The organism is Enterobacter sp. UPMP2052 (assembly GCF_053709675.1).
Genome location: NZ_JBSKJR010000001.1, coordinates 1,291,930 through 1,316,167, shown reverse-complemented (window position 1 = coordinate 1,316,167; position 24,238 = coordinate 1,291,930). Strand labels below are relative to the sequence as shown.

Below are 24,238 nucleotides of genomic sequence, written 5' to 3'. Positions count from 1 at the left end.
TTGAAGTGCTTCACCATAGCCCACAGTTTATTTCGAAGCTCGAAAATAAGGGAGTACGAGGTGGTTGCTGATAGTCAGCCAGGGCATATTGATCAGATTAAGCAGACCAACGCTGGCGCGGTGTATCGCCTGATTGATCAGCTCGGACCGGTTTCGCGCATCGATCTTTCGCGCCTGGCTCAACTGGCGCCTGCCAGTATCACGAAAATTGTTCGCGAAATGCTGGAAGCCCATCTTGTTCAGGAGACAGAAATCCAGGAGCCGGGCAGCCGTGGACGTCCGGCGGTAGGGCTGATTGTCGAAACCGAGGCCTGGCATTACCTCTCGATGCGCATAAGCCGCGGTGAAATCTTCCTTGCCCTGCGCGATTTAAGCAGCAAGCTGGTGGTGGAAGACCGTCTGGATCTGCCGCTTGATGCCGAACAGCCGCTCCTTGACGCCATTCTCACTCATATCGACCAGTTTTTTATACGTCATCAGCAGCGCCTTGAGCGCCTGACGGCGATCGCCATCACTCTGCCCGGCATCATTGATACGGAAAATGGCATTGTGCATCGCATGCCGTTTTACGACGGCGTGAAAGAGATGCCCCTTGGCGATGTGCTGGAGAGCCATACCGGGGTGCCCGTCTATATTCAGCACGACATCAGCGCCTGGACGATGGCGGAAGCCTTGTTTGGTGCCTCGCGTGGCGCGCGGGACGTGATTCAGGTGGTTATCGATCATAACGTCGGGGCCGGCGTGATTACCGACGGACGCTTGCTGCATGCCGGAAGCAGTAGCCTGGTTGAAATTGGTCATACTCAGGTCGATCCGTACGGTAAGCGCTGCTATTGCGGCAACCACGGCTGCCTGGAAACCATTGCCAGCGTAGAAAGCGTGCTGGAGCTGGCGCAAGTGCGTCTGAGCCAGTCGATGAGTTCCTCGCTTCACGGTCAGCCCTTAACCGTCGACTCCCTGTGCGCCGCCGCGCAGCAGGGCGATCTGCTGGCGAAGGACATCATTACCGGCGTGGGGAATAACGTGGGCCGGATCCTCGCCATCATGGTCAATCTCTTTAATCCACAAAAAATTCTGATTGGTTCGCCGCTGAGCCAGGCACCCGATATTCTCTTCCCGACAATATCCGCCTGCATCAATCAGCAATCTCTGCCCGCGTACAGCAAGAATATCGTGGTTGAAAGCACCCAGTTTTCTAACCAGGGCACTATGGCCGGCGCGGCGCTGGTCAAAGACGCAATGTATAACGGTTCTTTACTGATCCGTTTGCTTCAGGGTTAACTCTTTTCCAGAGATGTACGAAAAATTGCGCTATCTCAAGCCGGGTAGCGCAGGCATCCCGTAGACTTCCTGCACTGAATTATTTACCTGGTTTATATTTTCAAAGCATACCCAAGGGGTGGAGTGAGTCATGCTTAAGCGTTTCTTTGTAACTGGTACTGATACTTCTGTCGGGAAGACTGTTGTATCCCGCGCGCTATTGCAGGCCCTGGCGGCGAGCAATAAACGCGTTGCAGGCTACAAGCCGGTCGCAAAAGGCAGTAAAGAAACGCCAGAGGGGCTGCGCAATAAAGATGCTCTGGTCCTGCAAAGCGTCTCATCCCTGGAGCTGCCTTATCATGCGGTCAATCCGATTGCGTTAAGCGAAGATGAAAGCAGCGTGGCGCACAGTGGCCTGATCAATTACACGTTGTTATCCGATGGGCTGGCGAACCTCAGCGCGCAAGTGGATCACGTGGTGGTTGAAGGCACTGGCGGCTGGCGCAGCCTGATGAACGATTTGCGTCCGCTCTCGGAGTGGGTGGTGCAGGAACAACTGCCGGTGGTGATGGTGGTGGGGATCCAGGAAGGGTGCATCAACCATGCGCTGCTCACGGCCCAGGCTATCGCAAACGACGGCCTGCCGCTGATTGGCTGGGTGGCGAACCGCATTAACCCGGGGCTGGCGCATTATGCTGAAATCATTGACGTGCTCAGCAAAAAATTACCCGGGCAGCTGGTGGGCGAACTGCCTTACCTGCCGCGCGCCGAGCAGCGCGAGTTAGCGCAATACGTCGACCTCTCTGCTCTCGGCGGTATGTTGTCCGTAGATAGAGTCGTGGCGTAACGTCCGCGAAAGCACCGACGCGACCACGCACGCAACCAGCAGGCCGGGCAGTAAGACATACTGCCCGGTCATTTCGCACACCATTAATGCCGACATGATTGGCGCATGCGTGGTCGCCGCGAGCAAGGTCGCCATTCCCGCCAGCCCCAGTAAAATCGCCGTTTCAGACCCCGGCAACCACAGCGCAAAAATCTGCGCAAACAGCATGCCCGTCCCCATGCCAATAAACAGCGTGGGCGTAAATACCCCGCCCGGCGCGCCTGAGCCGCTACTGGCCAGCACCGCCAGCAGCTTGCAGAGAAACACCCCCGCAATCACCGACAGCAGCGGCGGCGCGAGAAGAAAGGCCTGCACCACGCTGTAACCATTGCCCCACACTTTAGGCGTGATAATCGACAATAACCCGACGATCAGCCCGCCAAGCGCCAGCTGCAACGGTGGCGTCAGCTTCAGCCGCAAAAACAGGGCGTGGCTGTAGGTCATGAGCCACATCAACAGCGGACCGCAGACGCCCGCGATCAGCCCCATCCCGACAATCAGAGAGTAATCCGCTGCGCTGAGCGCCTGGCTAAGATGCACCTCATAGAGCGTGTTGGCTCCGGGGCTTAACAGGCGAGTGGTGAGCAATGCCACCACGGCGGCGATGACCACCGGCCCGAGGGAGGCCAGCATCAGCGTCCCGAAGAGGATTTCAGCAATAAACAGGCTGCCCGCCAGCGGCGCGTGGTAGGCACTTGCCATCCCGGCGGCGGCTCCGCAGGCGATCCACAGCTTCCACTCTGATTTTGGCGTGAAGCGCTGGGCAAAGAAGGAGGCGGCGAGGGCGGCGAGCAGGATCATCGCACCTTCCCGGCCAATGGCGCTGCCGCTGGCAACCACCAGCAGCGAGGCGAGCGATTTCACCAGGCTGGCCCCATAGTCAAACTGCCCATCGCCGGTCTCCAGCGCTTCCATATAATCCGTGGGCGCGTGCGGGCGCTGTGCCGTAAAGCGTTGCCATCCCCACAGCAATAGTCCGGCGGCCAGCCCGCCGAGTGCAGGCGTTAATGCCCGTCGCCAGGGCGATAATGCGGAGGCGGCGTTCACCAGGCTGCCGCTGTTGTTACTGAGAAACAGCCACTCCAGCAGATACATAGAATGCCGAAACAGGGCCACGGCCAGCGCGGCCAGTACGCCAGTCAGGGTGGCGATCAGCAGGCGGCGAAACATCGCGCGGATGTCGGGGTAGGCATGTAGACGTTGCATGGGTCACGCGTAAACGGGAAAGATACAATATTGTGGCGGGAAATCGCGGGGTTAGCAAAAGGTATGCGTGCGAAAAAGCCGGGCAACGCCCGGCCAGAAAGGTTAACTGTCGCTATGGATATTCAAGGCCCGGCGCGTGCGCCCTGAACTGAGGTATTCCGCGATGTAATCTTGCGAAATCTCGCCGTTATAGCGCCCCTCTTCGTCGACGATAGGCATCCAGCTGGTGTTACTTTCATACAGACGGGACAGCACCACGCGCAGGTTATCTTCCGCTTTACCGGTCATGCGGAACGGATGGATGATATCGCCGCAGGCACCGCTGGCGTTACGGGCTTCACGGCGCTTAACGAACCCCAGCGGCTTGCCCAGCTCGTCAACAACGGTAATGGCACGGATATCGTTGTCATCCATGGTGGCAAACGCCTCCGAAAGCGAGGTAGACGGACGCACGGTTATTGTCGGTTGCTGATCGGTAACATCCCCGGCTGACACCAGCAGCAGGCGCTTCAGAGTACGGTCCTGCCCGACAAACGAGCCGACAAATTCATTTGCCGGTTTTGCCAGCAGCTCGTCAGGGCTGGCGCACTGAACAATGCGTCCCTGGCGGAACACGGCAATACGGTCGCCAAGCTTCAGCGCCTCGTCAATGTCGTGGCTGACCAGCATGACCGTCTTTTTCAGCTTGCGCTGCATCTCGAGGAACTGGTTCTGGATCACTTCGCGGTTAATCGGATCGACCGCACCGAAAGGTTCATCCATCAGCAGTACCGGAGGATCGGCTGCCAGGGCGCGGATCACGCCGATACGCTGCTGCTGGCCGCCCGACATTTCACGCGGATAGCGGTTAAGGAACTTGTGCGGATCCATGGCAACCATGTCCATCAACTCTGCAGCGCGCGATTTGCAGCGTGCTTTGTCCCAGCCCAGCATGCGCGGCACAACGGTGATGTTCTCTTCGATGGTCATGTTCGGGAACAGGCCAATCTGCTGAATAACATAGCCAATATTGCGACGCAGGGTTACGGTATCCATCTCGCTGGTGTCCTTGCCGTTTACCAGGATTTTACCGCTGCTCGGGGTGATAAGGCGGTTAATCATCTTGAGCGTGGTGGTTTTACCGCAGCCAGACGGGCCGAGCAGGACGCACATTTCCCCTTCCGGGACGTTCAGATTAACGTTATCCACGGCTTTAACGGTCTGGCCGTGCTTCTGTGAAAATTGTTTGGTGAGGTTTTCCAGTTTTATCATTATCGAATCCCCTTCGGAGTCAGGACGATCTGCAGTCGATGGAGTAACCAGTCGAGCACAATCGCTAAAAGACAAATCATCAATGCGCCGGCAATCAGCATACGAATATCGCTCCCGCCAATGCCGTTAAGCAGCAGCAGACCCAGACCGCCCGCGCCAATCACCGCAGCGATGGCCATCACGCCGATGTTCATTACGACGGCGGTACGGATCCCGCCAAAAATCACCGGTAACGCCATCGGGATTTCCACCCAGCGCAGGCGCTGCCAGAAGGTCATGCCAATTCCGCGACCCGCCTCACGCAGTCCCGGCGGCAGGCTGTCGAGCGCCGTATGGGTATTTCGCACAATCGGCAGCAGGGAGTAGAGGAATACCGCTGTAACGGCGGGCAACGCGCCGATACCCTGGCCGACAAGCGAGAAGAGGGGGATCATCAGGCCGAAGAGGGCAATGGACGGGATGGTGAGCACAATGGTGGCAATGCCCAGCACCGGCGTTGCCAGCCATTTGTGGCGAACAATCAAAATCCCCAGCGGAACGCCGATAATAATGGCAAGGCCGACGGCCAGCGCGACCAGCCACAGGTGCTGCAGCGTCAGCATTAACAGGTAATCCCAGTTGTCTAAAATGTAGTGAACCGTATCCATAGCGTCTCCTTACAGCAGATTCTTGCTACGCAGGAAATCACGGGCGACCTGCTGCGGTGACTGATGATCGATATCGACCTTTTTATTCAACTCGGTGATAACGTCGTTATTGAGCTGGGCCGAGAGGGTGTCCAGCGCCTCTTCCAGACCAGGGTTAGCGTCCAGTGTGTCTTTGCGCACGACCGGTGTAACCGCGTAGCTTGGGAAGAAGCCTTTATCATCTTCCAGCACTTTGAGATCGAAGCCTTTTACGCGCCCGTCGGTGGTGTAAATCAGCCCGGCATCGACAAAGCCATCGCGCACCGCGTTATAGACCAGACCGGGGTCCATCTGGCGGATTTGCGGGCGATCCAGCGGCATGTTGTACGCCGCCTGCAGCGGTTTCATGCCGTCGCTGCGCCCGGCAAATTCAAGGTCGAGACCCAGCAGCCAGTTGTTATCAGGATCGGTTTTGCGGATGTGCTCAATCTTCGCCACCATCTGTGACATGGTGGTGATATGTTCCGCCTCGGCGCGTTTGCGCTGCATCGCGAAAGCATAGGTGTTGTTCATATCAGCAGGCTTGAGCCACACCAGACCGTGCTTCGCATCCAGGCGTTTTACCGTTTCGTAAGACTCCTGCGGCGACATACGTTTATTGATGTGGTTAAAGATGATCAACGACGTACCGGTATATTCCCAGGTCATATCAATCTGTTTATTGATCATCGCATTGCGGGAGATCACCGTGGCGATATTGGTTTGCGGCTGAACCTGAAAACCCTTCTTTTGCAGATACTGCACGGTCATGGCCGACAAAATGTGCTGCTCGGTAAAGCTCTTGGTCGCCAGGATTAGCGGGGCGGCGAACGTCTGGCTGGCAAAGAGCGCGGCGGCGCAAAACGCCGTCAGGCCGGAAAACAGTCTCATAAAAGCTCCTTGTTATAATTATCGAGCGAGGTGCGGGCTCATCAGGCGGCCCAGCGCCGCCAGCAACGTATCCAGAATCAGGGCGAACAGGGCGGTGGCCGCGGCACCCAGAATCAGCGTCGGGAAGTCGTTGAGGTAGATCCCCGGAAAAATCAGCTCGCCGTAGCTGCTGGCACCAATCAGGAAGGCCAGCGGTGCCGTACCGACGTTGATAGCGGTGGCGATGCGGATGCCGGAGAGCATCACGGGCCAGGCGTTAGGGATTTCAACCTGGCGCAAACGCTGCCATTTGGTCATCCCGATCCCGTTGGCGGCTTCCAGCAATGACGCCGGAACGGAGCACAGCCCGGCATAGGTATTGCGGACAATGGGCAGCAGCGACGCGAGGAACAGCGCGATGATCGCGGGGGTATCGCCGATACCAATCACGACCATTGCCAGCGCGAGAACCGCCAGCGGTGGCAGCGTGTTACCGACGTTAAATATTTGCATCACGTATTCCGCCACGCCTCGCGCAGCCGGGCGGCTGAGCAAGATCCCACTGGGAATACCGACCAGCAGGGCAAAGAACATGGACGAGAACACTAAAATCAGATGTTGTTGCCCGAGATAGACCAGGTCAACCTGCCGCGCCTTGATCGTCTCCAGCCCAATACCCCATGTGAGGAGGGCGAGAACCACGATAATCGCGCCGACAAAAAGCAGCGAACGTTTGAGTAATGGGTGCATTGCGGTGTGTCTCCCTGTGCGCATGCGTTATAGCAACCTGGGTTGCCTGTTGTTATGCCATGTTTCGGCAGGGGTATAAGAGCTATAGCAAGCGTTTGGGACGGGTTCCAGCGAAGGGAGAAAATCAGTAACCCTATGAAACTAGTGAGATCATGGGTTAAGCCTTACGGGGTAAGGGTTCGTATGCGGCGGGCAGAATTATCTGAAAGCGATCTTATAAAAGTGACGCTGTAACTTTATTGCCTCGCCCTACGTATATTGGCACGCACCCGACGTACGCGAAGGGAGGTGCTAACGATGGAAAAAGCAGCAATGAGCACCAGCATCAGCCCCAGCGCCAGCATTGCGGTAAATCCAAACCAGCGGAACAGGATCAGCCCTGCAATACCGCCCGTGATAAAGGAGAAAAGGGTAGTTAAATGGGTTTTCAGCTGGCTTTTCTGCGCCGCCGTATCTTTGGAATAATCCCGACGCATCATGGCGACCACCACGGAGGCCAGCGATATCCCCGCATCGGTCAGCGTCCCGGTAATGTGCGTGGATCGGACGCGTCCACCGGAAAGCTGAGTAGAGGTGGAATTATGAATCCCCATTAACCCGCAGAGGAAAATAATAATTTCCCGGTTGGTGGAGAAGGCGTGAAAATAGATTTCATATAAGGCTACCCCGGTCAGTAATATCCCTTCCACCAGCAGAACCTGGCTAAATACAAGCCTGACATTATGGATAACGCCCCACAGGACAATCATGCGCGCCACTATCGCGCCCGTGACAAACGCCAGAATCAGCGTGCCGAAGAAAAGGATATCGTCCAGATCCGTCGAGGAGACTTCGCTGGAGAGCTGTGACGTGTTGCCGGTCATATGTGACGGAAAAAAGCCAAACGCCCCCAGCGCAATGGCGTTCAGCACCCCTGCAGAGGTCGCCAGCCACAGTGCAAGCCGCCGATCCTCGCGGTGCGTGCGCGCTTTTTTAAATTTAATCAGCAAGGAATACCTCCGGTTTGCGACCTGCCTCAACAGTCAGACTAGCAAAGCGGCATCACGGGCTGACCAGGATAGTGCTTAATTCGTACCCTGAGAATGTCACCTCAACTAATGCCGGGACGTGAGGCGGTTGACGTTTTAAAAATCGGTCAGTTACATGAACAGATAAGGATGGAGACAAAAAGCAGGATGAACAGAAAGGGAAATATCCCCACAGGCGATCCCGTGGGGATGGGACTTATGCCACAGCAATATGCATCTGTGAAAGCATATCGCTATTAACCCCTACCAGCGTGACGCTGCTGTCACCATACGTCAGCAGGGCGCTATCGCCTTCAAACGAAAGGTGGTTAAGATAGCTGTCATTATCGGCAATACTTTCGTTAGCCATGAAGACCAGGCTGTCGGTGGTTGAGAGGTTGTAGACAGTGTCGTGGCCGAAATCACCATAGAAAAGAAGCGTATTATCGCTGCCGTTCAGGTGAATCGCGTCGTCGGCATAGCCTGAAACCACGTTGTTATTGTTACCGACTACGCTGATATCGCTGTCATTGGCCCCTGAATAGAACCAGCTATCATTGCTGGCGGTAGAAACGGTGAAACTGTTCTGCGTGTCAGCATAATAGCTGTTGGCATAGGCGAGGGAGCCGCTGTTGCCTTCTAACCCATAATCCGTTACTTCCCATGTCGCGTTCTGATTGAAGTGGATACCAAACAGGCTGAATAAGGTGTAGTCAGCATTAACGTACTGGATATCTTCTGCTCGGGTAATATCCCCGGTAGAATACTTAAAGTACAGCGTTCCCTCAGCGTCGTGGCTGAAGGTGAAATCGGCGACATTACATTCCGTGACGTAGGAATTGCTGCCCGCGCCGCCATAAATAACGTTATAGCCACTGTGATCTTTAAAGCTATCATCGCCACCGCCACCGCAGAGATAGTCGTTACCTTTACCCCCTTGTAATAAATCGTTTGTTTCCGTGCCAACAATAAAGGTTGACCCAACATGCGTGGTGGATTTATTCAAATCGGACACCCAGGTTGTCGAGCGGTATTCCTCAGAAAGATTGGATACGATGATATTTGAATTCTGATGCGTCAAATCATAGATTTCAGAATTCATAATGCGTAACGCGCCGTCGGTATACCCCTGACCGGAATGTCCGGCCCATGCCGCCATATTTGCGATGGAGAAGATCTGTAAATCATCGGTCAGGCCTGCATAATAATCATTGAATGAAACGATATTATTGGTACAGGTCTCAAGCGGGGTGTCATGATTAAACAAGCTGTCCAGGGATAAACTGTGGCCTGTTAAAACGCGAAATACCGGGTCGTTCTCGTAGCCGATATTCAGGACTTTATCATCGGCCAGGTTTTGGGTAGGAGAAGCGAAAGCGACGTAGCTCGACTCCTCATAAAAACCGCCCCATTGACCCTGTGCGGAAAGGGTTGCCATGCTATTAACCGCCAGTCCGCCAAGGCTATGCCCGGTAATAATTACGTCGTCACCCGTCAGTCCATTCGCTGTCGCAAATGCGGCCACTGAACTCATAAGGTTTTTATAGGCGTTGAGCACATAGTTATCCGCATAGCCGTCGATCACCGCCGATAAGCCATCGCTTACGGTATCCATCACCGTGTTAATCGTATGCAGAATCGACGGTGCGCTGGCATAGGTGCCCGTTCCCCAGAAGCTGATACCGATATTGACGAGCTTACCGTTGGCATCATATTTCCCCATCACGTTGCACTCGGCGCTGGATTCCAGAAGGCTTTCGCCATAAAACGCGCCATAAGGGTTAGCACAACCTGAATAGTTAAGCGTTTTACCGTCTAACACTTTCCAGCCATTCTCTTCGCTATAGGTATAATCAGGATACGTCGCCGCACCAAAATTAATACTCTCTATGGTCAGCGCATCCTTAATAAGCTGCGTGTTTTTCTCACCCTGATAATCAAATACAGGCATGGTCTGTCCCTCTGTTTTATTTTACAATTATTGAGCGAAATAGGTGTCCAGTAACATGACGTTGTCATTGTTTATTTCGCCCGACTGCGCGAGCAAACTGACCCATGCTTTTATGACAGCATGTTTTTCAGCAGTAAGCTCAACGTTGGTTTTATAGAACGCCTGTTCGGCGTTAAGTAAATCGATATTCATGCGCTGGCCCGCCTGAATACTTTTTTTAGTGGCGTCAATCTGTCGTCTCGCGGCCTCCACCGCCGAGGTATAGGCCGCAATCCGTTCTGGCGCATGCAGGCATTTATTCAAGGATTTTTTAATTTCGCTGTAGGTTTTCAGGCGCTGCGCGTCGTGAAGGTATTTGGCCTGCTCATAGCGGGCAGCAGCCTGCCGGACAGACGCTGACACGCCTCCACCGGAAAACAGATCCATGCTGACGCGCAGGCCAACGCTGTCGGTACGGTATTTTTGATTAATGGTGTTGTCGTTGCTTGAGTCATTCTCCGAATGCAACGCGTAAAGCTGAACCCGGGGCAGGGCACCCGCTCGGCTACGCTCGATCTCATAGCGTTTTTCCTCGACACTCTGCCCGGCAGAGAGGATCTCGGGATTATGCAGGGCGGCCTTTTGCTCCCAGTACTGATAGCGGGTGGATGCCAGCGGCAGCTCCAGCGGCTTTTTGCTGAGGGTGGGCAGCGCGGCGGTGCCAGGCAGGCTGATGCCCACGATTGCCGAAAGCGCAACGGTGGCTGTATCCAGCGCATCGCGCGCTTCTACCTCATCAGCAACCGCCAGACTGAGCGCCGACCGGGTCTCGGTGACGTCGGTAATCGAACCTTCACCGGACTCAAACTGGCGCTGTGTCTGCTTTTGCTGCTCTTCGAGTCCCTGACGATGCAACACCGCAAGCTGCAACCGCTGGGACGCCTCGGCAACGTCCAGCCAGGCCGTGATGTAACGGTTTTGCAGATCAACCAGACTGCTTCGGTAGCGTTCGTCAGACTGCATTTTTTTGATGATGCCGATGCGATAGCTGGCATAAGCGTCGTAATCAAATAACGGCTGAAACAGGGTCAGCGATCCGGAATAGCTGTCGTACTGTTGGTGTTGAACCACCTCTGTGCGCTCGCCCAAAAAATTTGACTGCTGATACTGCTGTCGTTGCCAGTTACGCGGCGCGCGCTGGTAGCTGACGCTCAGTTTTGGCAGCAAACCTGCCCGGCCTATGGGGATGTACTCTTCCCCGGCAAGCTGATCCTTAACCGCAGCCAGATACTGGGGGTCGTTGTCCAGCGCCATAAACCAGCCCTGCGAAAGGGTTAATGCGCCTGTTGAAAACGGCGTAAGCAGCGCGATAAGCGCTAAAGCGCGTTTTAATTTGCCAGTGAACACCATTATTCCTCTATAAAAGACTGCGACGCACGATCCAGGATCGGTTTCATCAGATAGCTCAACAGCGAGCGCTCCCCGGCTTTGATAAATACCTCGACGGGCATGCCGGGTTTAACATCTTCTTTTTGCAGTGTTTTCATGCCGTCGGGTGAAACCGTTATCTGAATTTTGTAATAGGGTTTTTGTGTGGCGGGATCGGTCTGACGGTCCGCTGATACCAGCGACACCTGGGCCGGAATTTTAGGCGTCTTTTGCTGATTAAAGGCGGTGAACATCAGGGTGACGGGCATACCCTTGTGGACTTTATCGATGAGCGAGACATCGAGCTGTGAGTCGACAATCAGAGAAGAGGATTGCGGCACCAGCTCCAGCAGCTGCTCCCCGGCGCTCACAACGGCGCTTTCGCTGGCAAGCGCGAGGTTCATGACAACCCCATCCTGCGGGGCAACGACCCGGGTCTGCGAGAGATCGACATCCGACAGCGTCAGCTGTTTTTTACTCTCGCTGATTTGCAGGCGCAGCTGGTCAAGCTGGGTTTCAATCTCTTTCCGGTTGTCGGCCAGGCGCTGCTGCATGCTGCGTTGAAGCTGTGCGATCTGATTGCCTGACTCCACGATTCGGCTACGGGTTTCGCCCAAATCGCCTGCCAGCGATGCAGATTGCACCTGAATGTCGAGATAGCGGTTACGCGGGAAATAGCCCTCGGCCATCAGCGGCTTAAGGTCTTTCAGTTGACGATTAAGCAGCGCGAGCCCGCTTGCTTTGGTCTCGGCAGTTCGGACAAGCGCATCGCGCTGGCGCTCCAGCCCGGCGATGGCCTGCGCGTCGTTTTGCTGCGCGCTTTCCAGCGCCTCCTTCCTTGCCGTCATGAGCTGGCGTTGCTGAACAATAATGGGTCGGATGACCTCTTTCAGCGCCTCTTGTTGCGCTTCAGGCGGTAGTTGCAGCTCGCTGACACCGCCCAGTTCTGCCTGGAGGCGGCATTGCGCGATAAGGGCCGTCAGGTAATGCAGGCGGGCGGCGCTCAGTTGCGCAAGCGTCGATCGCTGGCTCAGCAGCACCAGAAGATCGCCCTTGTGTACCGTCTGGCCCTCTTTGACGGCGATGTGCTTCACCATGCCGCCAGTAGGGGCCTGAATGGCCTTACGGTATCCGTCAACCATCACCGTCCCGGAGGCAACCACGCCTTTGTCCAGCGGTGCCAGGGCAGCCCAGAGCAGGAAAGTGCCCAGACCGGCCAGTAATACCGTCCAGCCAAGGCGGACAAACGGGTTAACGTTAACGGCTGGCGTCAACAGCGCTTCGCGGTTATGCATGGGCTTTTCCTTGTCCTGCAGGCGCGGTTTTCGGCTGATTCGCCGGTCGGGCTGCGTGCTGTAAGAGTTGTGATGTCGGGCCGTAAAGCTTTTGTTTTCCGCCTTCCAGAACCAGAAGGTGGCTGGTGAGGGGGAGGATCCCAGGCCGATGCGAGATGATCACCACCGTTTTTTTCTGCTGACTGAGCTGGCGGATGACCTGCTGCAAGGCCAGCTCACCCTGTTCATCAAGGCTGGCGTTAGGCTCATCCAGTATCACCAGCGCGGGATTGCCATAGAGCGCCCGCGCCAGGCCAATGCGCTGCTTTTGCCCGCCCGAAAGGGTCGTACCCTGTTCGCCAATCAGGGTGTTGTAGCCGTCGGGCATGCGCAAAATCATCTCATGTACACCTGCCAGCTTTGCGGTGGCGATGAGCAGAGGTGAATCGATCTCGCCAAAACGCGCAATATTCTCGGCGATGGTGCCGGTGAACAGCGACACGTCCTGCGGCAGATAGCCTATCCCTGGCCCGGCGTGTTGCTTCTGCCAGTGGTAAATATCAGCGCCATCCAGCCTGACATCGCCTTCACCGGCAGGCCAGACGCCGCATAACACTCTGGCAAGACAGGATTTTCCCGATGCACTGGCCCCCACAATACCCAGCACTTCCCCGGGTTGTACCTGGAGATTGATAGCGTGTAGAAGGGGGGGCTGCGCATTTCCGGGTGCGCTGACGGTCAGGTTCTCCACCGTAAGAACGCCCTGGGCCGCAGGCAGGCACACACTCTCCTGCACCGGAGGATAGTCGCGGATCAGACAAGACACGCGTTCCCAGGCCTGTCGGGCAGACCGATATCCCCGCGCCACGCCGATGAGTTGTTCAACCGGAGCCAGCGCTCTACCCAGTAAAATGGAGCCTGCAATCATCATTCCCGGTGAAATGTCACCCAGAATCGCCAGCCAGCAGCCCAGTCCCAGCATCAGGGACTGCAGCGCCATGCGCACCGTTTTGGTGATGGCAGACATCAGCGCAGCCCGTTCGCTCGCTGCGCCCTGGCAATACAGGAACTGTTGATGCGCCCGCCACCAGCGGGTTTTAACGTTATCCGTCATCCCCAGCGCCAGCAGGATCTCGGCATTTTGTAGGGTGCTGTTTGCCTGATGGTTAGAAAATAGCGCATGGCTACCCGCTTCGTTTAACAGCGTACGGGTCATTTTTTCGTTAATAAACGCCAGGCCCAACAGAAGAAAAGCCCCTGCAAGCGAAAACAGGCCAAGCCAGGTGTTAAACAGAAAAATGACGCCGACATAGACGGGAAACCAGACTGAATCAAAAATCGCAAATAGCGCCGGGCCGGTAATAAACTGGCGTAAGGTCGTCAGATCGCTGATGGCCTGGCCGGCGTTCGGGCTGCGCTTCACCCGATTTTTTTCGCATGCAGCGGTGTAGAGTGCTGGCGAAAGGGCGTTATCAAACTGATTACCTAACCTGATAATGACGATGCCCCTGACATAATCCATGAGTGCCATAATGGCAAACAAAAATACCACCAGTAGCGTCAGCATAAACAGGGTTGCCGTATTCCCGGAGGGCAATGCCCGATCGTATACCTGCAACATATAGATGGAAGGCGTAAGCATCAGAATATTTATTACTGATGAGAAAAAAGCAACGGTGAGGAATATCCGCGTGCGCTGATGTGTAAAATTCTTAAATATCCCCAAGGGTTCATTCATTTTTTAGACTCTGGCGTTGTTCCGGCACGACCCGGGGATGAATATGCGCGTCATTAAAAAGAAAAACAAAAAATTAACAATTAATATCAGGCCATACCTACATTGCGCGGGATAAATGACCACATTGAGTGAATTACAAGCTTATAAAGATGTAACCCTATAAATAGTAAAGGAAAAGCTATGTGTGCTGATAGGTTGCCCGCCTGCCGCAAGGCGTTCATTTGCCTCGCGTAAACCCAATGCAGGCTTACGGGGATTATGTATAAACCATCGTCATCAGGATCGCAACAAACAATAATAAATATAGGCGCTTCATGTAAAATTCTGATTACTTAACTCTGTCTAATAATGACAGTGAATATCCTGAGCGGGCAGTTACGCCTTTTGTTATGCGCGCCTGTAAAAACTTTTTAAGACTTAGCTTATGCGTGGCGTTAACCATTTTCCGGGCAGGGCGAAACGCTGAGGATATTATTCTGAAAATTGAAGCGAGAGGAGTAATAAATAAAGCATACGCGTAATGACACGGCTGGCTTCAAAAATGTCCGCTTCCGGCACGAAGCGGAATAGCTCAATTCAGGAGGTGTGTCCGTCTCTTTCTTCAATCCACTGCACCAGCTCTGCCACCTGAGCTTCAGAGAATACCGCGATACCGTGTTCGGAAAGCAGTGATGCCGCGACTCCCATACCGGGTTTGCGGGTATTGTTAAACGAACCGTCATAGATAGTCTGGCTCCCGCACGTCGGACTGCCGTCAGTTAACAATGCGGCGCAACATCCTGATTCCTGGGCTGCCCGCAGGGCCAGCCACGCAGCGAGCTGATAGTGTTCGGTAACATCCTGTCCGGTATTCTCAACTATTCTGCCGTGGCCGTGCATGACATCGTGACCGTCCGCTAACTGAATTTCAGCTGGTGGACGAGGAACAGGCAGCCCGGCGGCCAGTTCAGGACAGTGGATCACTAAGCGTTGTTCCTGTTGCCACTGAGATAACTGAGCGATCACCCTTGCTTTATCACTTCCGTTATAACGAACCCGGAAACCCATCAGGCAGGCACTTACGAGGATTTTGTTTTTCATCGTTTTTTTGGTTTTGAGAGGAGTCATACAGCAACAGAACGTAAAGCTGAAAAAAGGGGCTTTTTCAGCTTAGTGTGGGCAGAGCTTATTTCCCTTCGTCCTCTTTTCCGTAATAGAGTTGTCCGAGTTTAATCAATGGTCTGCCCTGCGATTTACGGTGCATGTTGGTATCACGCAGTGAATAGACGCAACCACAATACTCCTGCTGGTAAAACTGTTCGCGCTTGCTGATCTCAATCATGCGCGATGATCCGCCTTGCTTACGCCAGTTATAATCCCAGTACACCATTCCCGGGTAACGGGCAGCAGCACGTTGTCCGCAGTCATTGATCTGTTGCATATTCTTCCAGCGGGAAATCCCAAGCGAGCTACTTATTACGCTGAAACCATGTTCCGCCGCATAGAGAGCCGTGCGCTCAAAACGCATATCAAAACACATGGTGCATCGAACGCCGCGCTCCGGCTCCCACTCCATGCCTTTCGCGCGTTCAAACCAGTTGTCAGTGTCATAATCTGCATCGACAAAAGGGACGCCATGTTTCTCGGCGAAGCGAATATTCTCCTCCTTTCGGATGAGATACTCTTTCTGCGGATGTATATTCGGATTGTAGAAGTAAATGGTGTAATCAATGCCCGACGCCTGAATGGCCTCCATGACCTCCCCGGAACAGGGGGCGCAGCACGAGTGCAACAACAATTTATCTGCACCGTCAGGGAGTTGTAGTTTTGGTCGTTCAAATTTATCAAGGGCCATAAGTCATTTTTTCAGCAAAGGATACTTGCGAAAATTGTAGCATTTAAAAGGGTGTTGGAAGAAACGCGATAAGTATCAGGAACGTCTGATACGGCGTTTAACCTTCATAGGCGCTATTAGGAAGCTTATTCGCAGGAATTACTGTACGGAGGAAGATATAAGCATTGCAGAGGGTTATTATGATGCTAACCGCGCATATTGAAGCCGGATTTTTGGAAATCTCTATAGACTTCCGGGTTGCTGAAGGCCGGGAATTTGGCTTTATGAGCTGCTGATTCAATCGCTTCGCAATAGGCTTTGTTGCCGTCGCTTGTTGATATTTTTAAAGGTTTACCATCTTGAGCAAATTCAATATGCAACCTGCATTTTTTCCCTTTCCAGTTTTGCGACCCATCAAGTTTGGCATTTACTGCTGCCCTGATTGCCCGCGCTTGCGCGCCCCATTCATCCTGGTCATCCCAGCGTCCTGAACTGCAAATACCCGTAGCTGTGGTTTTATGGCATCCGGAAGGATGTAACGGCGCGCATCCCGCGGTCAGGCTCGCAATAATGAGCAGCATAACAGATTTTTGTACTGTTTCAGAAACTCCCACTTCTTGTCCCTCAAGCCTTATAAACCCCAGCACTAGTGGCATATTTTCCGGTCATTACTGGTATCTTTTCAACTACCAATTATCTCTATAAATTGGATGTTTCGGGTGAGCGTTCTGTATAGACGGGACAAAAAACTGCGGTTTATTACTAAATATCATCGGCTTACACGCATATGGATAGCCCAAGAGCTACAATATCAGGGAAACCAGGCTTACTCCACATCAAGCAAGCCTGGTGCTTATTAGCGGTAAAGCGGCTTATCCGCCACCGGAATAAGCAACCTTGACTGCCAGTCTGCCAGGGTCAGTTGCGCGAGTCTACCCAGCGCGATATAGAAGGGATGTCCTGCATTTTCGACAAACTCAGACAAAAAGCGCGTGCTCCACGGCAGCAAGTGCCAGGCGAGAAGCTGATCGCGTTCCGCCTCGCGGCCATTTTCTACAAGCCATGCGGCCAGCAGCAGCAACGTGCCGAAGTGGTCTTCCGGTTCGTTTTGCTGCATCTCAAAATGGATGTTGTTATCGCGCATCCACTGGCGCAGCGCGAGAGTGGAATCCCCAAACAGCACAGATTCACGATCCAGCCAGACGGAGCCCCACGGTGGCGCGGGCAGTGCGTACGGCCCGACGAACAGGCGTTGCCAGGCTTCAGGGAGTGACTCATCCGCAGGCGTATTAAACGCCTCGGCGATGGGCAGCAGGGTCTCCTGATCCAGCGGCCAGGCCTGGTACCAGTCACCTGCAGCGATGGCCTCCACCAGCGGCGCAATCTGCTCGCTGTTCGGGGCAAAATAAAACAGTGCGCCTAATACTCGGGCGCTAAACGCGAACGCGTCGTTCTCAGAAACTTCATTCATTACAACATTCCTTTCTCGTGCGGGTTGCCCCGCACGCTTATTAACCCGCAATCGCCATACCGACGGTCATGTGCAGACCATAGAATAACCCACGACCCAGCAACTCGCCGAGAACAACCAGGATGACGCCTGCAAAAAGACCGAAGGTTCGTGGCGTCTGACGACGAACCAGCGGGCAGAGCCAGCAGCCTAACCCGGCTGCGACCAGCACAATACGTGTGGTTTGCAGCGAACCATAGTCCGGCAGCAGGGCGCTTGCCTGCTGAACGGAGCTGTGAATCATCGCTACATCAGCGGTCTGCATGACGATAACCGCGACGCTCGCCACTAGCGCGAGCACGCTCACCGAGGCGAAAACAGTGCCTCTAAACGGTGCTCCGGCAGTGCGCAGTAACAGCGCCGCCAGCAGAGGGCCACCCAGCGCAGCGGTCAGGAAAAAGGCCAGCGTGGTGTAGCTCGTATACCAGGTGGGGACAGTTTCAATCTGATAGACGCGGGTCATCGCCCAGACGAACACCACGCCCAGGATCTGACTCACGATCATCCATACCTTGCCAAGCGAAGGCGGCATTTTACCTGTCACCGATATCAGCCACCAGAAACCGCCCACCGCAAAGAATACTGAACCGGCGGCAATCTCGTTGCTCAGACCCGAGGCACCGATGCGGTTCAAAGAGTTAAAGGCGCGAAGGGGGGAGCCAAGATGGAGCACTGAGGCCATAAAGCCGATCCCCATCACCACCCAGAGAAAGAACATGCTGCGGACAATCCGCGCCTTCACCGCCTCGTCTTTTTCCGTAAACCAGGTCAAACCGCAGACGATCAACGCCCCGACCACGCACTGCCCGAACACGGTGAAGATCACCAGCGGCCATTCATGCCATCCACTTCCCATCTCACACCTCCTTCGGGTTTGCCAGATAGCCCGTGGTATCCCCGGTCGGGCGGCTGTTGGCGTTAGGTTTAATCACAATGCTCGGCTTCGTGAAGTGCGCGGACGGCAGCGGCGCAACCGCCGCCAGCTGGCCGTGCTTTTTACGCAGCTCCTCAATCGGGCCAAAGTCCAGCGCGCGCAGCGGACAGGACTCAACGCAGATCGGCTTTTTGCCGTCCGCCACGCGGGTGTGGCAGCCGTCGCACTTGGTCATGTGGCCTTTGGCGGCGTTATACTGCGGTGCGCCGTACGGGCAGGCCATGTGGCAGTAGCGGCAGCCGATGCAGACATCTTCATCCACCACCACAAAACCGTCCTCACGCTTGTGCATCGCGCCGCTCGGGCAGACCTTGGTGCACGCCGGATCTTCGCAGTGGTTACAGGCAATCGACAGATAGTAGGCAAACACATTCTGGTGCCAGACGCCGTTATCCTCCTGCCAGTCGCCGCCCGCGTATTCGTAGATACGGCGGAAGCTGACGTCCGGGGTGAGGTTTTTGTAGTCTTTACAGGCCAGCTCGCAGGTTTTGCACCCGGTGCAGCGGCTGGAGTCAATATAAAATCCATACTGAGTTGTCATCGCTTACTCCTTACGCCTTCTCGATCTGCACCAGATTGGTGTGCTGCGGGTTGCCTTTTGCCAGCGGCGACGGGCGGTGCGTGGTCAAGGTGTTGATGCACGAACCATGGTCAACGCGATCGCCGTTCATGTTGGCATCATGCCAGGCTCCCTGGCCCATAGCGCTCACGCCCGGCATGATCCTTGGCGTAACCTTGGCCGGAATGCGCAACTCGCCGCGCGCATTGAACACGCGAACCATGTCGCCGTTCTTAATGCCGCGCTGGCGGGCATCGACAGGGTTCAGCCACACCTCCTGACGGCAGGCGGCCTGCAGGATATCCACGTTGCCGTAGCTGGAGTGGGTGCGCGCCTTGAAGTGGAAGCCGAACAGCTGAAGCGGGTAGGTGCTGCGCTCAGGGGCGTCCCACCCCTCAAACGTCGAGGCATACACCGGAAGCGGGCTGATGGTTTCATCCTTGCCCAGCTCCCATGTACTGGCGATAGTTGCCAGCGCGCTGGAGTAAATTTCGATTTTTCCTGACGGCGTTTTGAGCGGGTTTGCCTGCGGATCTTCGCGGAATTTTTTATAGGCCACAAAGTGTCCCGCCGGATCTTTGCGTTTGTAGATCCCCATTTTTTTCAGCGCGTCGTAGGACGGCAGCAGCGGATCTTTTTCGAGCATTTTCGCATACAGATACTGCAGCCACTGCTCCTGGGTGCGGCCTTCGGTAAAGCGTTGATGAATATCCGGCCCGAGGCGTTTCGCCACTTCACTCATGATCCAGTAGATAGGCTTGCGCTCAAACTTCGGTGCGGTGACGGGCTGAAGGAAAATCAGATACCCCATGTTGCCCGCATAGTCGTTAGGAATAATATCTTCCTGCTCTACGGTCATCAGGTCGGGGAGGAGAATATCCGCGTAGTTCGCGGACGAGGTCATAAAGTTGTCGATGACCACGATCGTTTCGCATTTACTTTCATCCTGCAAAATGTCGTGGGTTTTGTTGATGTCCGAGTGCTGGTTGATGATGGTATTGCCGGCATAGTTCCAGATGAATTTGATCGGGACATCCAGCTTATCTTTGCCGCGCACGCCGTCGCGCAGGGCGGTCATCTCCGGGCCTCGGGCAATCGCATCCGTCCAGCTAAAGCAGGAGATCTGCGTCTTCACCGGGTTATCCGGCAACGGCATACGTTCGATGGTGATGGTGTAAGTCGATTCACGGGCACCGCTGTTGCCGCCGTTAATGCCGACGTTACCGGTCAAAATCGGCAGCATCGCGATCGCGCGTGACGTCAGCTCGCCGTTAGCCTGACGCTGTGGCCCCCAGCCCTGGCAAATATAGGCCGGTTTCGCCGCGCCAATTTCCCGGGCAAGCTTAATGATACGGTCCGCAGGAATGCCGGTGATGCGCGACGCCCACTCAGGCGTTTTCGCCGTTTTATCGTCGCCCTGACCGAGAATATAGGCTTTGTAATGGCCGTTGGCAGGTGCGCCTTCCGGCAGCGTTTTTTCATCGTAGCCGACGCAATAGTTATCGAGGAAGGGCTGGTCGACGAGGTTTTCATTGATTAATACCCACGCTAGACCGGCCACCAGCGCGGCGTCGGTACCTGGACGGATGGGGATCCACTCATCTTCGCGTCCGGCGGCAGTGTCGGTGTAACGCGGGTCAATCACGATCATGCGGGCGTTTGAACGCTCGCGGGCCTGCTCAAGATAGTACGTGATCCCGCCGCCGCTCATGCGCGTTTCGGCCGGATTGTTGCCGAACATGACCACCAGTTTGGTGTTCTCAATGTCCGAGGTGCTGTTGCCGTCGTTACTGCCGTAGGTGTACGGCATCGCGCAGGCGATTTGCGCCGTGCTGTACGTGCCATAGTGGCTGAGAAAACCGCCGTAGCAGTTCATCAAGCGCGCCACCAGCGAGGCGTAAGGGGAGGAGCGGGTAATATTGCCGCCGACAATCCCGGAGGAGTAATTAATGTAGACCGCTTCGTTGCCGTACTTTTCCACGACGTGTTTGAGGCTGTCGGTGATGGTATTCAGCGCTTCGTCCCAGCTGATGCGCTCAAACTTGCCTTCACCGCGCTTACCGACGCGCTTCATCGGGTAATTCAGACGATCGGGGTGATTGATTCGACGACGGATCGAACGCCCGCGCAGACAGGCGCGAACCTGGTGATTGCCATACACGTCGTCGCCGGTGTTATCCGTTTCGACCCAGTACACTTCGTCGTCGCGAACGTGCAGGCGCAGAGCGCAGCGGCTTCCGCAGTTAACCGAGCAGGCCCCCCAGACGACCTTATCGTCAGCAGGCGTGACGGCGTTTTGTACCGCGGCGGCGGCACGCTTCAGACCAAATGGCAGCGATAGCCCACCGGCGGCAAGCGCCAGCGATCCTATTGCCGTAGATTTCACCAGAGTTCGGCGGCTAATTCCGCCGTGATGTTCAACATCAGACATGACTCACCCCATCATTGTAATTAACTATTATTTTCACCCGTGATTACAACCGGGCTAATGATGGGGTGAATGTTACTTATTTGGTGGTATTAAATATTAATCCTCGTCAAGGGAAAGGGTATTGATAAGCAGAAAATTACTGAGGCTCGCTCGGTGCATTTTCCTGCGTACCCGCGCCACTTACGGGATAGCTACCGCTGCTTGTGCGGGTGTACAAAATTTTAAAGGTATCGTTGGCACAATGCCCAACAACCTGTGCATCGGGCTGGTCGGCCTGATCGTTCGGAACAATGTTGAGCGTAAAGCCTGATTCAGGCACGCCGTTGTTAATGATTTTCTGCTGAATATCGCTTTTCACGCGCTCGCAAGAATCCGGTGCAGCCAGTACGGCCGGTGAAGCACTTAACAGCAGCAGGGCGGTAGTCCAGGTTAACCGTTTCATCTGTAGCTCCTTTTCTCTGTGTGTAGATTAATTTTAGCAGGGATCGTGTAAACAACTGTATTTGCTAATATGATTGGGAATAATCTCTCTGTATCGGTAAATGATGTGAAGAAATATGTAGCGATAACCCTTCTGGCGACAGCGCTGGCAGGGTGTGACGACCACTCCGCACCGCTCAGTTTTACGCCGGAGATGGCGAGTTTTTCAAATGAATTTGATTTTGATCCCCTGCGCGGCCCGGTGAAAGACTTTACCCAGACCTTGTTCAACGACAAGGGTGAGGTGACGAAAAGGGTCACCGGAACGATGTCGGAAGAAGGCTGCTTCGATACCCTGGAGCTGCACGATCTGGAGGCCAATACCGGCGTGGCGCTGGTGCTCGATGCAAACTATTACGTCGATGCCGAGACCCAGCAGCAGAAGGTCAAGCTGCAGGGGAAATGCCAGCTGGCGGAGCTGCCTTCCGCAGGCGTGACCTGGGACACCGACGATAACGGATTTGTTGTCGCGGCCCACGGCAAAGAGATGGAAGTGAAGTATCGTTACGATGCGGATGGCTACCCCCTGGGCAAAACGACCGTATCGGGCGATCAGCATCTGTCGGTGCAGTCGACGCCGTCGAAGGATCTGCGCAAAAGAATGGATTATACGGCGGTAAGCCTGCTCAATGACAAGCCGCTGGGTAAAGTGACGCAGAGCTGCGACTACGACAGCCGCAATAATCCGGTGAGTTGCGAGCTGGTGATTGCCAATGACAGCGGAAAAAACGCCGTTGAGCGCAAATACACCATCAAAAACACGATTGAGTATTACTGAGTGAACAACCGCGCAGTTTACTGCGCGGTCGGTTTCAGAAGGGTCGAGCCTGAGGCTTTATGTTCCGCCAGATGCTGATGCTGGAAGATACACATGCGGATGGTGTTGCGGTATTCACCGTTAATAAAGAACTCATGAATCAGCTCGCCTTCCACCATAAAGCCAAGCTTGCGGTAGATGTGGATCGCTTTTTCGTTCTCTTTATCAACAATGAGATACAGCTTGTAGAGGTTAAGGACGTTAAATCCGTAATCCATGGCCAGCTTTGCCGCCCGGGAGGCGAGACCTTTTCCCTGATGTTCAGGGGAAATGATGATCTGAAATTCCGCCCGGCGGTGAACGTGGTTAATCTCAACCAGCTCGACCAGCCCGGCTTTCTCGCCTTCGCACTCAACGACAAAACGGCGCTCGCTCTGATCGTGGATGTGCTTGTCGTACAGATCCGACAGCTCGACAAACGCCTCGTAAGGCTCTTCAAACCAGTAGCGCATCACGCTCGCGTTGTTATCGAGCTGATGGACAAAGCGCAGATCTTCACGCTCCAGCGGGCGGAGCGTGATGTCATGTCTTGCCGCCATTAGGGTGCAACCACACGGCCAGTGCGGCGATCCAGACAGCGCAGGGTGTTTGGCTCCCAGTAGGCGTTGGTGTTGGCGCTTTGCTGGCATTTATCACGCGCATCAAACGCAACATCTTCTTTATCCCACTCTTTCTCGGCGCGTTTATTCACCTTCTGACGAAGACTGCGGGTGTCATTCCATTGTTCCTTGTCCATGGCGGCGTTCTGACGGCTTTGTGCGCTATCACCAGACTCGATGATGAGTTTGCTGGTTTCAGCGGAGGCCGTATTGATCATTGCGCACGTTGACAGCGCCAGCAGGGCGGTCAGACAAAGGCGTTTGCTTAAAGTAGTCATAGCGTGTTCCTTGAATAGCGGTGCAGACAGGCAGTATAACCCGTTCGAATTCTACACCAAACCAAATTGGCGACATACCCGCACAGCAGGTATGGAAAACGTCATTTAATTATCGCGTATGATGGTTAAATCAAACATCACAGAACGATAAAAATGCTCAAAACGACACTGCTTTTTTTTGCCACCGCGCTGTGTGAAATCATCGGCTGCTTCTTGCCCTGGCTTTGGTTGAAGAAGGGGGGAACTATAGCGCTGTTGATCCCGGCGGGCATTGCGCTGGCGCTGTTTGTCTGGCTGCTCACCCTACATCCTGCCGCCAGCGGGCGCGTGTATGCCGCTTACGGTGGGGTCTACGTGTGTACCGCGCTGTTGTGGCTGCGCGTGGTGGATGGCGTTAAATTAAGCCTGTATGACTGGTCAGGCGCGCTGATTGCCCTGTGCGGCATGCTGATCATCGTCGCCGGTTGGGGGCGCAGCTAGCGCCCTGTTTTTGTGATCGCTCGCTGATTTTATGATCATTATACTTGTATGGTAGTAGTGTAGTTGCGTAAA

General features: G+C 54.7%; 24 protein-coding genes. 4 read left to right on the top strand and 20 right to left on the bottom strand.

Annotation, left to right across the window (positions count from 1 at the left end; genetic code table 11):
- Window positions 1-60 precede the first annotated feature (60 nt).
- The gene (gene mlc, locus ACWKX3_RS06040) at window positions 61-1,281 is read left to right on the top strand and encodes a sugar metabolism global transcriptional regulator Mlc (RefSeq protein ID WP_042319713.1); all 1,221 of its coding nucleotides are present in this window, start codon (window positions 61-63) and stop codon (window positions 1,279-1,281) included.
- A gap of 130 nt (window positions 1,282-1,411) precedes the next feature.
- Complete coding sequence (bioD, locus tag ACWKX3_RS06035) at window positions 1,412-2,107, top strand: dethiobiotin synthase (protein WP_454541457.1); 696 nt, start codon at window positions 1,412-1,414, stop codon at window positions 2,105-2,107.
- Here bioD and clcB read toward each other — a convergent pair.
- From clcB to ACWKX3_RS05945, 18 genes are all read right to left on the bottom strand, one after another.
- Window positions 2,042-3,352, bottom strand: coding sequence for a voltage-gated ClC-type chloride channel ClcB (clcB, locus tag ACWKX3_RS06030; protein WP_454541456.1), 1,311 nt, complete (start codon window positions 3,350-3,352; stop codon window positions 2,042-2,044). The two genes, bioD and clcB, sit on opposite strands and share 66 nt — an antisense overlap.
- A gap of 102 nt (window positions 3,353-3,454) precedes the next feature.
- A complete protein-coding gene (gene osmV, locus ACWKX3_RS06025) occupies window positions 3,455-4,603 on the bottom strand; it encodes an osmoprotectant ABC transporter ATP-binding protein OsmV (protein ID WP_153688450.1) in 1,149 nt (382 codons plus the stop codon).
- The gene (gene osmW, locus ACWKX3_RS06020; RefSeq protein WP_006175017.1) at window positions 4,603-5,250 is read right to left on the bottom strand and encodes an osmoprotectant ABC transporter permease OsmW; all 648 of its coding nucleotides are present in this window, start codon (window positions 5,248-5,250) and stop codon (window positions 4,603-4,605) included. Before osmW ends, osmV begins: the two co-directional genes overlap by 1 nt.
- A gap of 9 nt (window positions 5,251-5,259) precedes the next feature.
- Window positions 5,260-6,159 (bottom strand): osmoprotectant ABC transporter substrate-binding protein OsmX, encoded by a 900-nt coding sequence (gene osmX, locus ACWKX3_RS06015; protein WP_446187321.1) that lies wholly within the window; start codon window positions 6,157-6,159, stop codon window positions 5,260-5,262.
- An 18-nt stretch (window positions 6,160-6,177) separates the two neighbouring features.
- A complete protein-coding gene (gene osmY / locus ACWKX3_RS06010; protein ID WP_006175019.1) occupies window positions 6,178-6,888 on the bottom strand; it encodes an osmoprotectant ABC transporter permease OsmY in 711 nt (236 codons plus the stop codon).
- A gap of 236 nt (window positions 6,889-7,124) precedes the next feature.
- Window positions 7,125-7,877 carry a YoaK family protein gene (locus ACWKX3_RS06005; protein ID WP_058608894.1) on the bottom strand — a complete coding sequence of 251 codons (753 nt, stop codon included), beginning with the start codon at window positions 7,875-7,877 and terminating at the stop codon, window positions 7,125-7,127.
- Between the two features lie 235 nt (window positions 7,878-8,112).
- Window positions 8,113-9,846 (bottom strand): polyurethane esterase, encoded by a 1,734-nt coding sequence (locus ACWKX3_RS06000; protein ID WP_101737797.1) that lies wholly within the window; start codon window positions 9,844-9,846, stop codon window positions 8,113-8,115.
- A gap of 27 nt (window positions 9,847-9,873) precedes the next feature.
- On the bottom strand, window positions 9,874-11,235 hold the full coding sequence (locus ACWKX3_RS05995) for a TolC family outer membrane protein (RefSeq protein WP_454541455.1): 1,362 nt from the start codon (window positions 11,233-11,235) through the stop codon (window positions 9,874-9,876).
- Window positions 11,235-12,548 (bottom strand): HlyD family type I secretion periplasmic adaptor subunit, encoded by a 1,314-nt coding sequence (locus ACWKX3_RS05990; protein WP_454541454.1) that lies wholly within the window; start codon window positions 12,546-12,548, stop codon window positions 11,235-11,237. The genes ACWKX3_RS05995 and ACWKX3_RS05990 overlap by 1 nt, the downstream gene beginning before the upstream one ends.
- Window positions 12,541-14,265, bottom strand: coding sequence for a type I secretion system permease/ATPase (locus ACWKX3_RS05985; RefSeq protein ID WP_454541453.1), 1,725 nt, complete (start codon window positions 14,263-14,265; stop codon window positions 12,541-12,543). Before ACWKX3_RS05985 ends, ACWKX3_RS05990 begins: the two co-directional genes overlap by 8 nt.
- Window positions 14,266-14,841: 576 nt before the next feature.
- Window positions 14,842-15,345: a DUF523 domain-containing protein gene (locus ACWKX3_RS05980; protein ID WP_058608889.1), complete on the bottom strand. Its 504-nt coding sequence runs from the start codon at window positions 15,343-15,345 to the stop codon at window positions 14,842-14,844.
- Between the two features lie 85 nt (window positions 15,346-15,430).
- Window positions 15,431-16,099: an epoxyqueuosine reductase QueH gene (locus ACWKX3_RS05975; protein ID WP_006175027.1), complete on the bottom strand. Its 669-nt coding sequence runs from the start codon at window positions 16,097-16,099 to the stop codon at window positions 15,431-15,433.
- A 185-nt stretch (window positions 16,100-16,284) separates the two neighbouring features.
- Window positions 16,285-16,734 (bottom strand): cell envelope integrity TolA C-terminal domain-containing protein, encoded by a 450-nt coding sequence (locus ACWKX3_RS05970; protein ID WP_454541452.1) that lies wholly within the window; start codon window positions 16,732-16,734, stop codon window positions 16,285-16,287.
- A gap of 200 nt (window positions 16,735-16,934) precedes the next feature.
- On the bottom strand, window positions 16,935-17,549 hold the full coding sequence (dmsD, locus tag ACWKX3_RS05965) for a Tat proofreading chaperone DmsD (protein ID WP_102890978.1): 615 nt from the start codon (window positions 17,547-17,549) through the stop codon (window positions 16,935-16,937).
- A gap of 40 nt (window positions 17,550-17,589) precedes the next feature.
- Window positions 17,590-18,444 (bottom strand): dimethyl sulfoxide reductase anchor subunit family protein, encoded by an 855-nt coding sequence (locus ACWKX3_RS05960; protein WP_454541451.1) that lies wholly within the window; start codon window positions 18,442-18,444, stop codon window positions 17,590-17,592.
- A gap of 1 nt (window position 18,445) precedes the next feature.
- A complete protein-coding gene (locus ACWKX3_RS05955) occupies window positions 18,446-19,063 on the bottom strand; it encodes a DMSO/selenate family reductase complex B subunit (RefSeq protein ID WP_006175031.1) in 618 nt (205 codons plus the stop codon).
- A 10-nt stretch (window positions 19,064-19,073) separates the two neighbouring features.
- Complete coding sequence (ynfE, locus tag ACWKX3_RS05950; RefSeq protein WP_454541450.1) at window positions 19,074-21,512, bottom strand: selenate/tellurate reductase subunit YnfE; 2,439 nt, start codon at window positions 21,510-21,512, stop codon at window positions 19,074-19,076.
- A 136-nt stretch (window positions 21,513-21,648) separates the two neighbouring features.
- A complete protein-coding gene (locus tag ACWKX3_RS05945; protein WP_400407312.1) occupies window positions 21,649-21,954 on the bottom strand; it encodes a DUF1161 domain-containing protein in 306 nt (101 codons plus the stop codon).
- Window positions 21,955-22,023: 69 nt separating this feature from the next.
- Between ACWKX3_RS05945 and ACWKX3_RS05940 the strand changes: the two genes are divergently transcribed.
- Entirely contained in the window at window positions 22,024-22,770 is a 747-nt protein-coding gene (locus ACWKX3_RS05940; protein ID WP_265348779.1) for a YnfC family lipoprotein, read from the top strand.
- A 17-nt stretch (window positions 22,771-22,787) separates the two neighbouring features.
- On the opposite strand, the gene speG is transcribed toward ACWKX3_RS05940, so the two are convergent.
- Together speG and ACWKX3_RS05930 are read right to left on the bottom strand one after the other, a co-directional pair.
- Entirely contained in the window at window positions 22,788-23,348 is a 561-nt protein-coding gene (speG, locus tag ACWKX3_RS05935; RefSeq protein ID WP_153688443.1) for a spermidine N1-acetyltransferase, read from the bottom strand.
- Window positions 23,348-23,686 carry a DUF1283 family protein gene (locus tag ACWKX3_RS05930; RefSeq protein WP_006175036.1) on the bottom strand — a complete coding sequence of 113 codons (339 nt, stop codon included), beginning with the start codon at window positions 23,684-23,686 and terminating at the stop codon, window positions 23,348-23,350. Before ACWKX3_RS05930 ends, speG begins: the two co-directional genes overlap by 1 nt.
- 153 nt (window positions 23,687-23,839) lie before the next feature.
- Here ACWKX3_RS05930 and ACWKX3_RS05925 point away from each other — a divergent pair, with 153 nt between their 5' ends.
- A complete protein-coding gene (locus ACWKX3_RS05925; protein ID WP_058608883.1) occupies window positions 23,840-24,166 on the top strand; it encodes a YnfA family protein in 327 nt (108 codons plus the stop codon).
- The last annotated feature ends 72 nt before the right edge of the window (window positions 24,167-24,238 follow it).

Bases quoted from the DNA above. Each gene is read 5' to 3' on its own strand.
- bioD (WP_454541457.1), top strand. From the start codon at position 1,412: ATGCTTAAGCGTTTCTTTGTAACTGGTACTGATACTTCTGTCGGGAAG.
- clcB (WP_454541456.1), bottom strand. From the start codon at position 3,352: ATGCAACGTCTACATGCCTACCCCGACATCCGCGCGATGTTTCGCCGC.
- osmV (WP_153688450.1), bottom strand. From the start codon at position 4,603: ATGATAAAACTGGAAAACCTCACCAAACAATTTTCACAGAAGCACGGC.
- osmW (WP_006175017.1), bottom strand. From the start codon at position 5,250: ATGGATACGGTTCACTACATTTTAGACAACTGGGATTACCTGTTAATG.
- osmX (WP_446187321.1), bottom strand. From the start codon at position 6,159: ATGAGACTGTTTTCCGGCCTGACGGCGTTTTGCGCCGCCGCGCTCTTT.
- osmY (WP_006175019.1), bottom strand. From the start codon at position 6,888: ATGCACCCATTACTCAAACGTTCGCTGCTTTTTGTCGGCGCGATTATC.
- ACWKX3_RS06000 (WP_101737797.1), bottom strand. From the start codon at position 9,846: ATGCCTGTATTTGATTATCAGGGTGAGAAAAACACGCAGCTTATTAAG.
- ACWKX3_RS05995 (WP_454541455.1), bottom strand. From the start codon at position 11,235: ATGGTGTTCACTGGCAAATTAAAACGCGCTTTAGCGCTTATCGCGCTG.
- ACWKX3_RS05990 (WP_454541454.1), bottom strand. From the start codon at position 12,548: ATGCATAACCGCGAAGCGCTGTTGACGCCAGCCGTTAACGTTAACCCG.
- ACWKX3_RS05985 (WP_454541453.1), bottom strand. From the start codon at position 14,265: ATGAATGAACCCTTGGGGATATTTAAGAATTTTACACATCAGCGCACG.
- ACWKX3_RS05980 (WP_058608889.1), bottom strand. From the start codon at position 15,345: ATGAAAAACAAAATCCTCGTAAGTGCCTGCCTGATGGGTTTCCGGGTT.
- ACWKX3_RS05975 (WP_006175027.1), bottom strand. From the start codon at position 16,099: ATGGCCCTTGATAAATTTGAACGACCAAAACTACAACTCCCTGACGGT.
- ACWKX3_RS05970 (WP_454541452.1), bottom strand. From the start codon at position 16,734: ATGCCACTAGTGCTGGGGTTTATAAGGCTTGAGGGACAAGAAGTGGGA.
- dmsD (WP_102890978.1), bottom strand. From the start codon at position 17,549: ATGAATGAAGTTTCTGAGAACGACGCGTTCGCGTTTAGCGCCCGAGTA.
- ACWKX3_RS05960 (WP_454541451.1), bottom strand. From the start codon at position 18,444: ATGGGAAGTGGATGGCATGAATGGCCGCTGGTGATCTTCACCGTGTTC.
- ACWKX3_RS05955 (WP_006175031.1), bottom strand. From the start codon at position 19,063: ATGACAACTCAGTATGGATTTTATATTGACTCCAGCCGCTGCACCGGG.
- ynfE (WP_454541450.1), bottom strand. From the start codon at position 21,512: ATGTCTGATGTTGAACATCACGGCGGAATTAGCCGCCGAACTCTGGTG.
- ACWKX3_RS05945 (WP_400407312.1), bottom strand. From the start codon at position 21,954: ATGAAACGGTTAACCTGGACTACCGCCCTGCTGCTGTTAAGTGCTTCA.
- ACWKX3_RS05940 (WP_265348779.1), top strand. From the start codon at position 22,024: ATGATTGGGAATAATCTCTCTGTATCGGTAAATGATGTGAAGAAATAT.
- speG (WP_153688443.1), bottom strand. From the start codon at position 23,348: ATGGCGGCAAGACATGACATCACGCTCCGCCCGCTGGAGCGTGAAGAT.
- ACWKX3_RS05930 (WP_006175036.1), bottom strand. From the start codon at position 23,686: ATGACTACTTTAAGCAAACGCCTTTGTCTGACCGCCCTGCTGGCGCTG.
- ACWKX3_RS05925 (WP_058608883.1), top strand. From the start codon at position 23,840: ATGCTCAAAACGACACTGCTTTTTTTTGCCACCGCGCTGTGTGAAATC.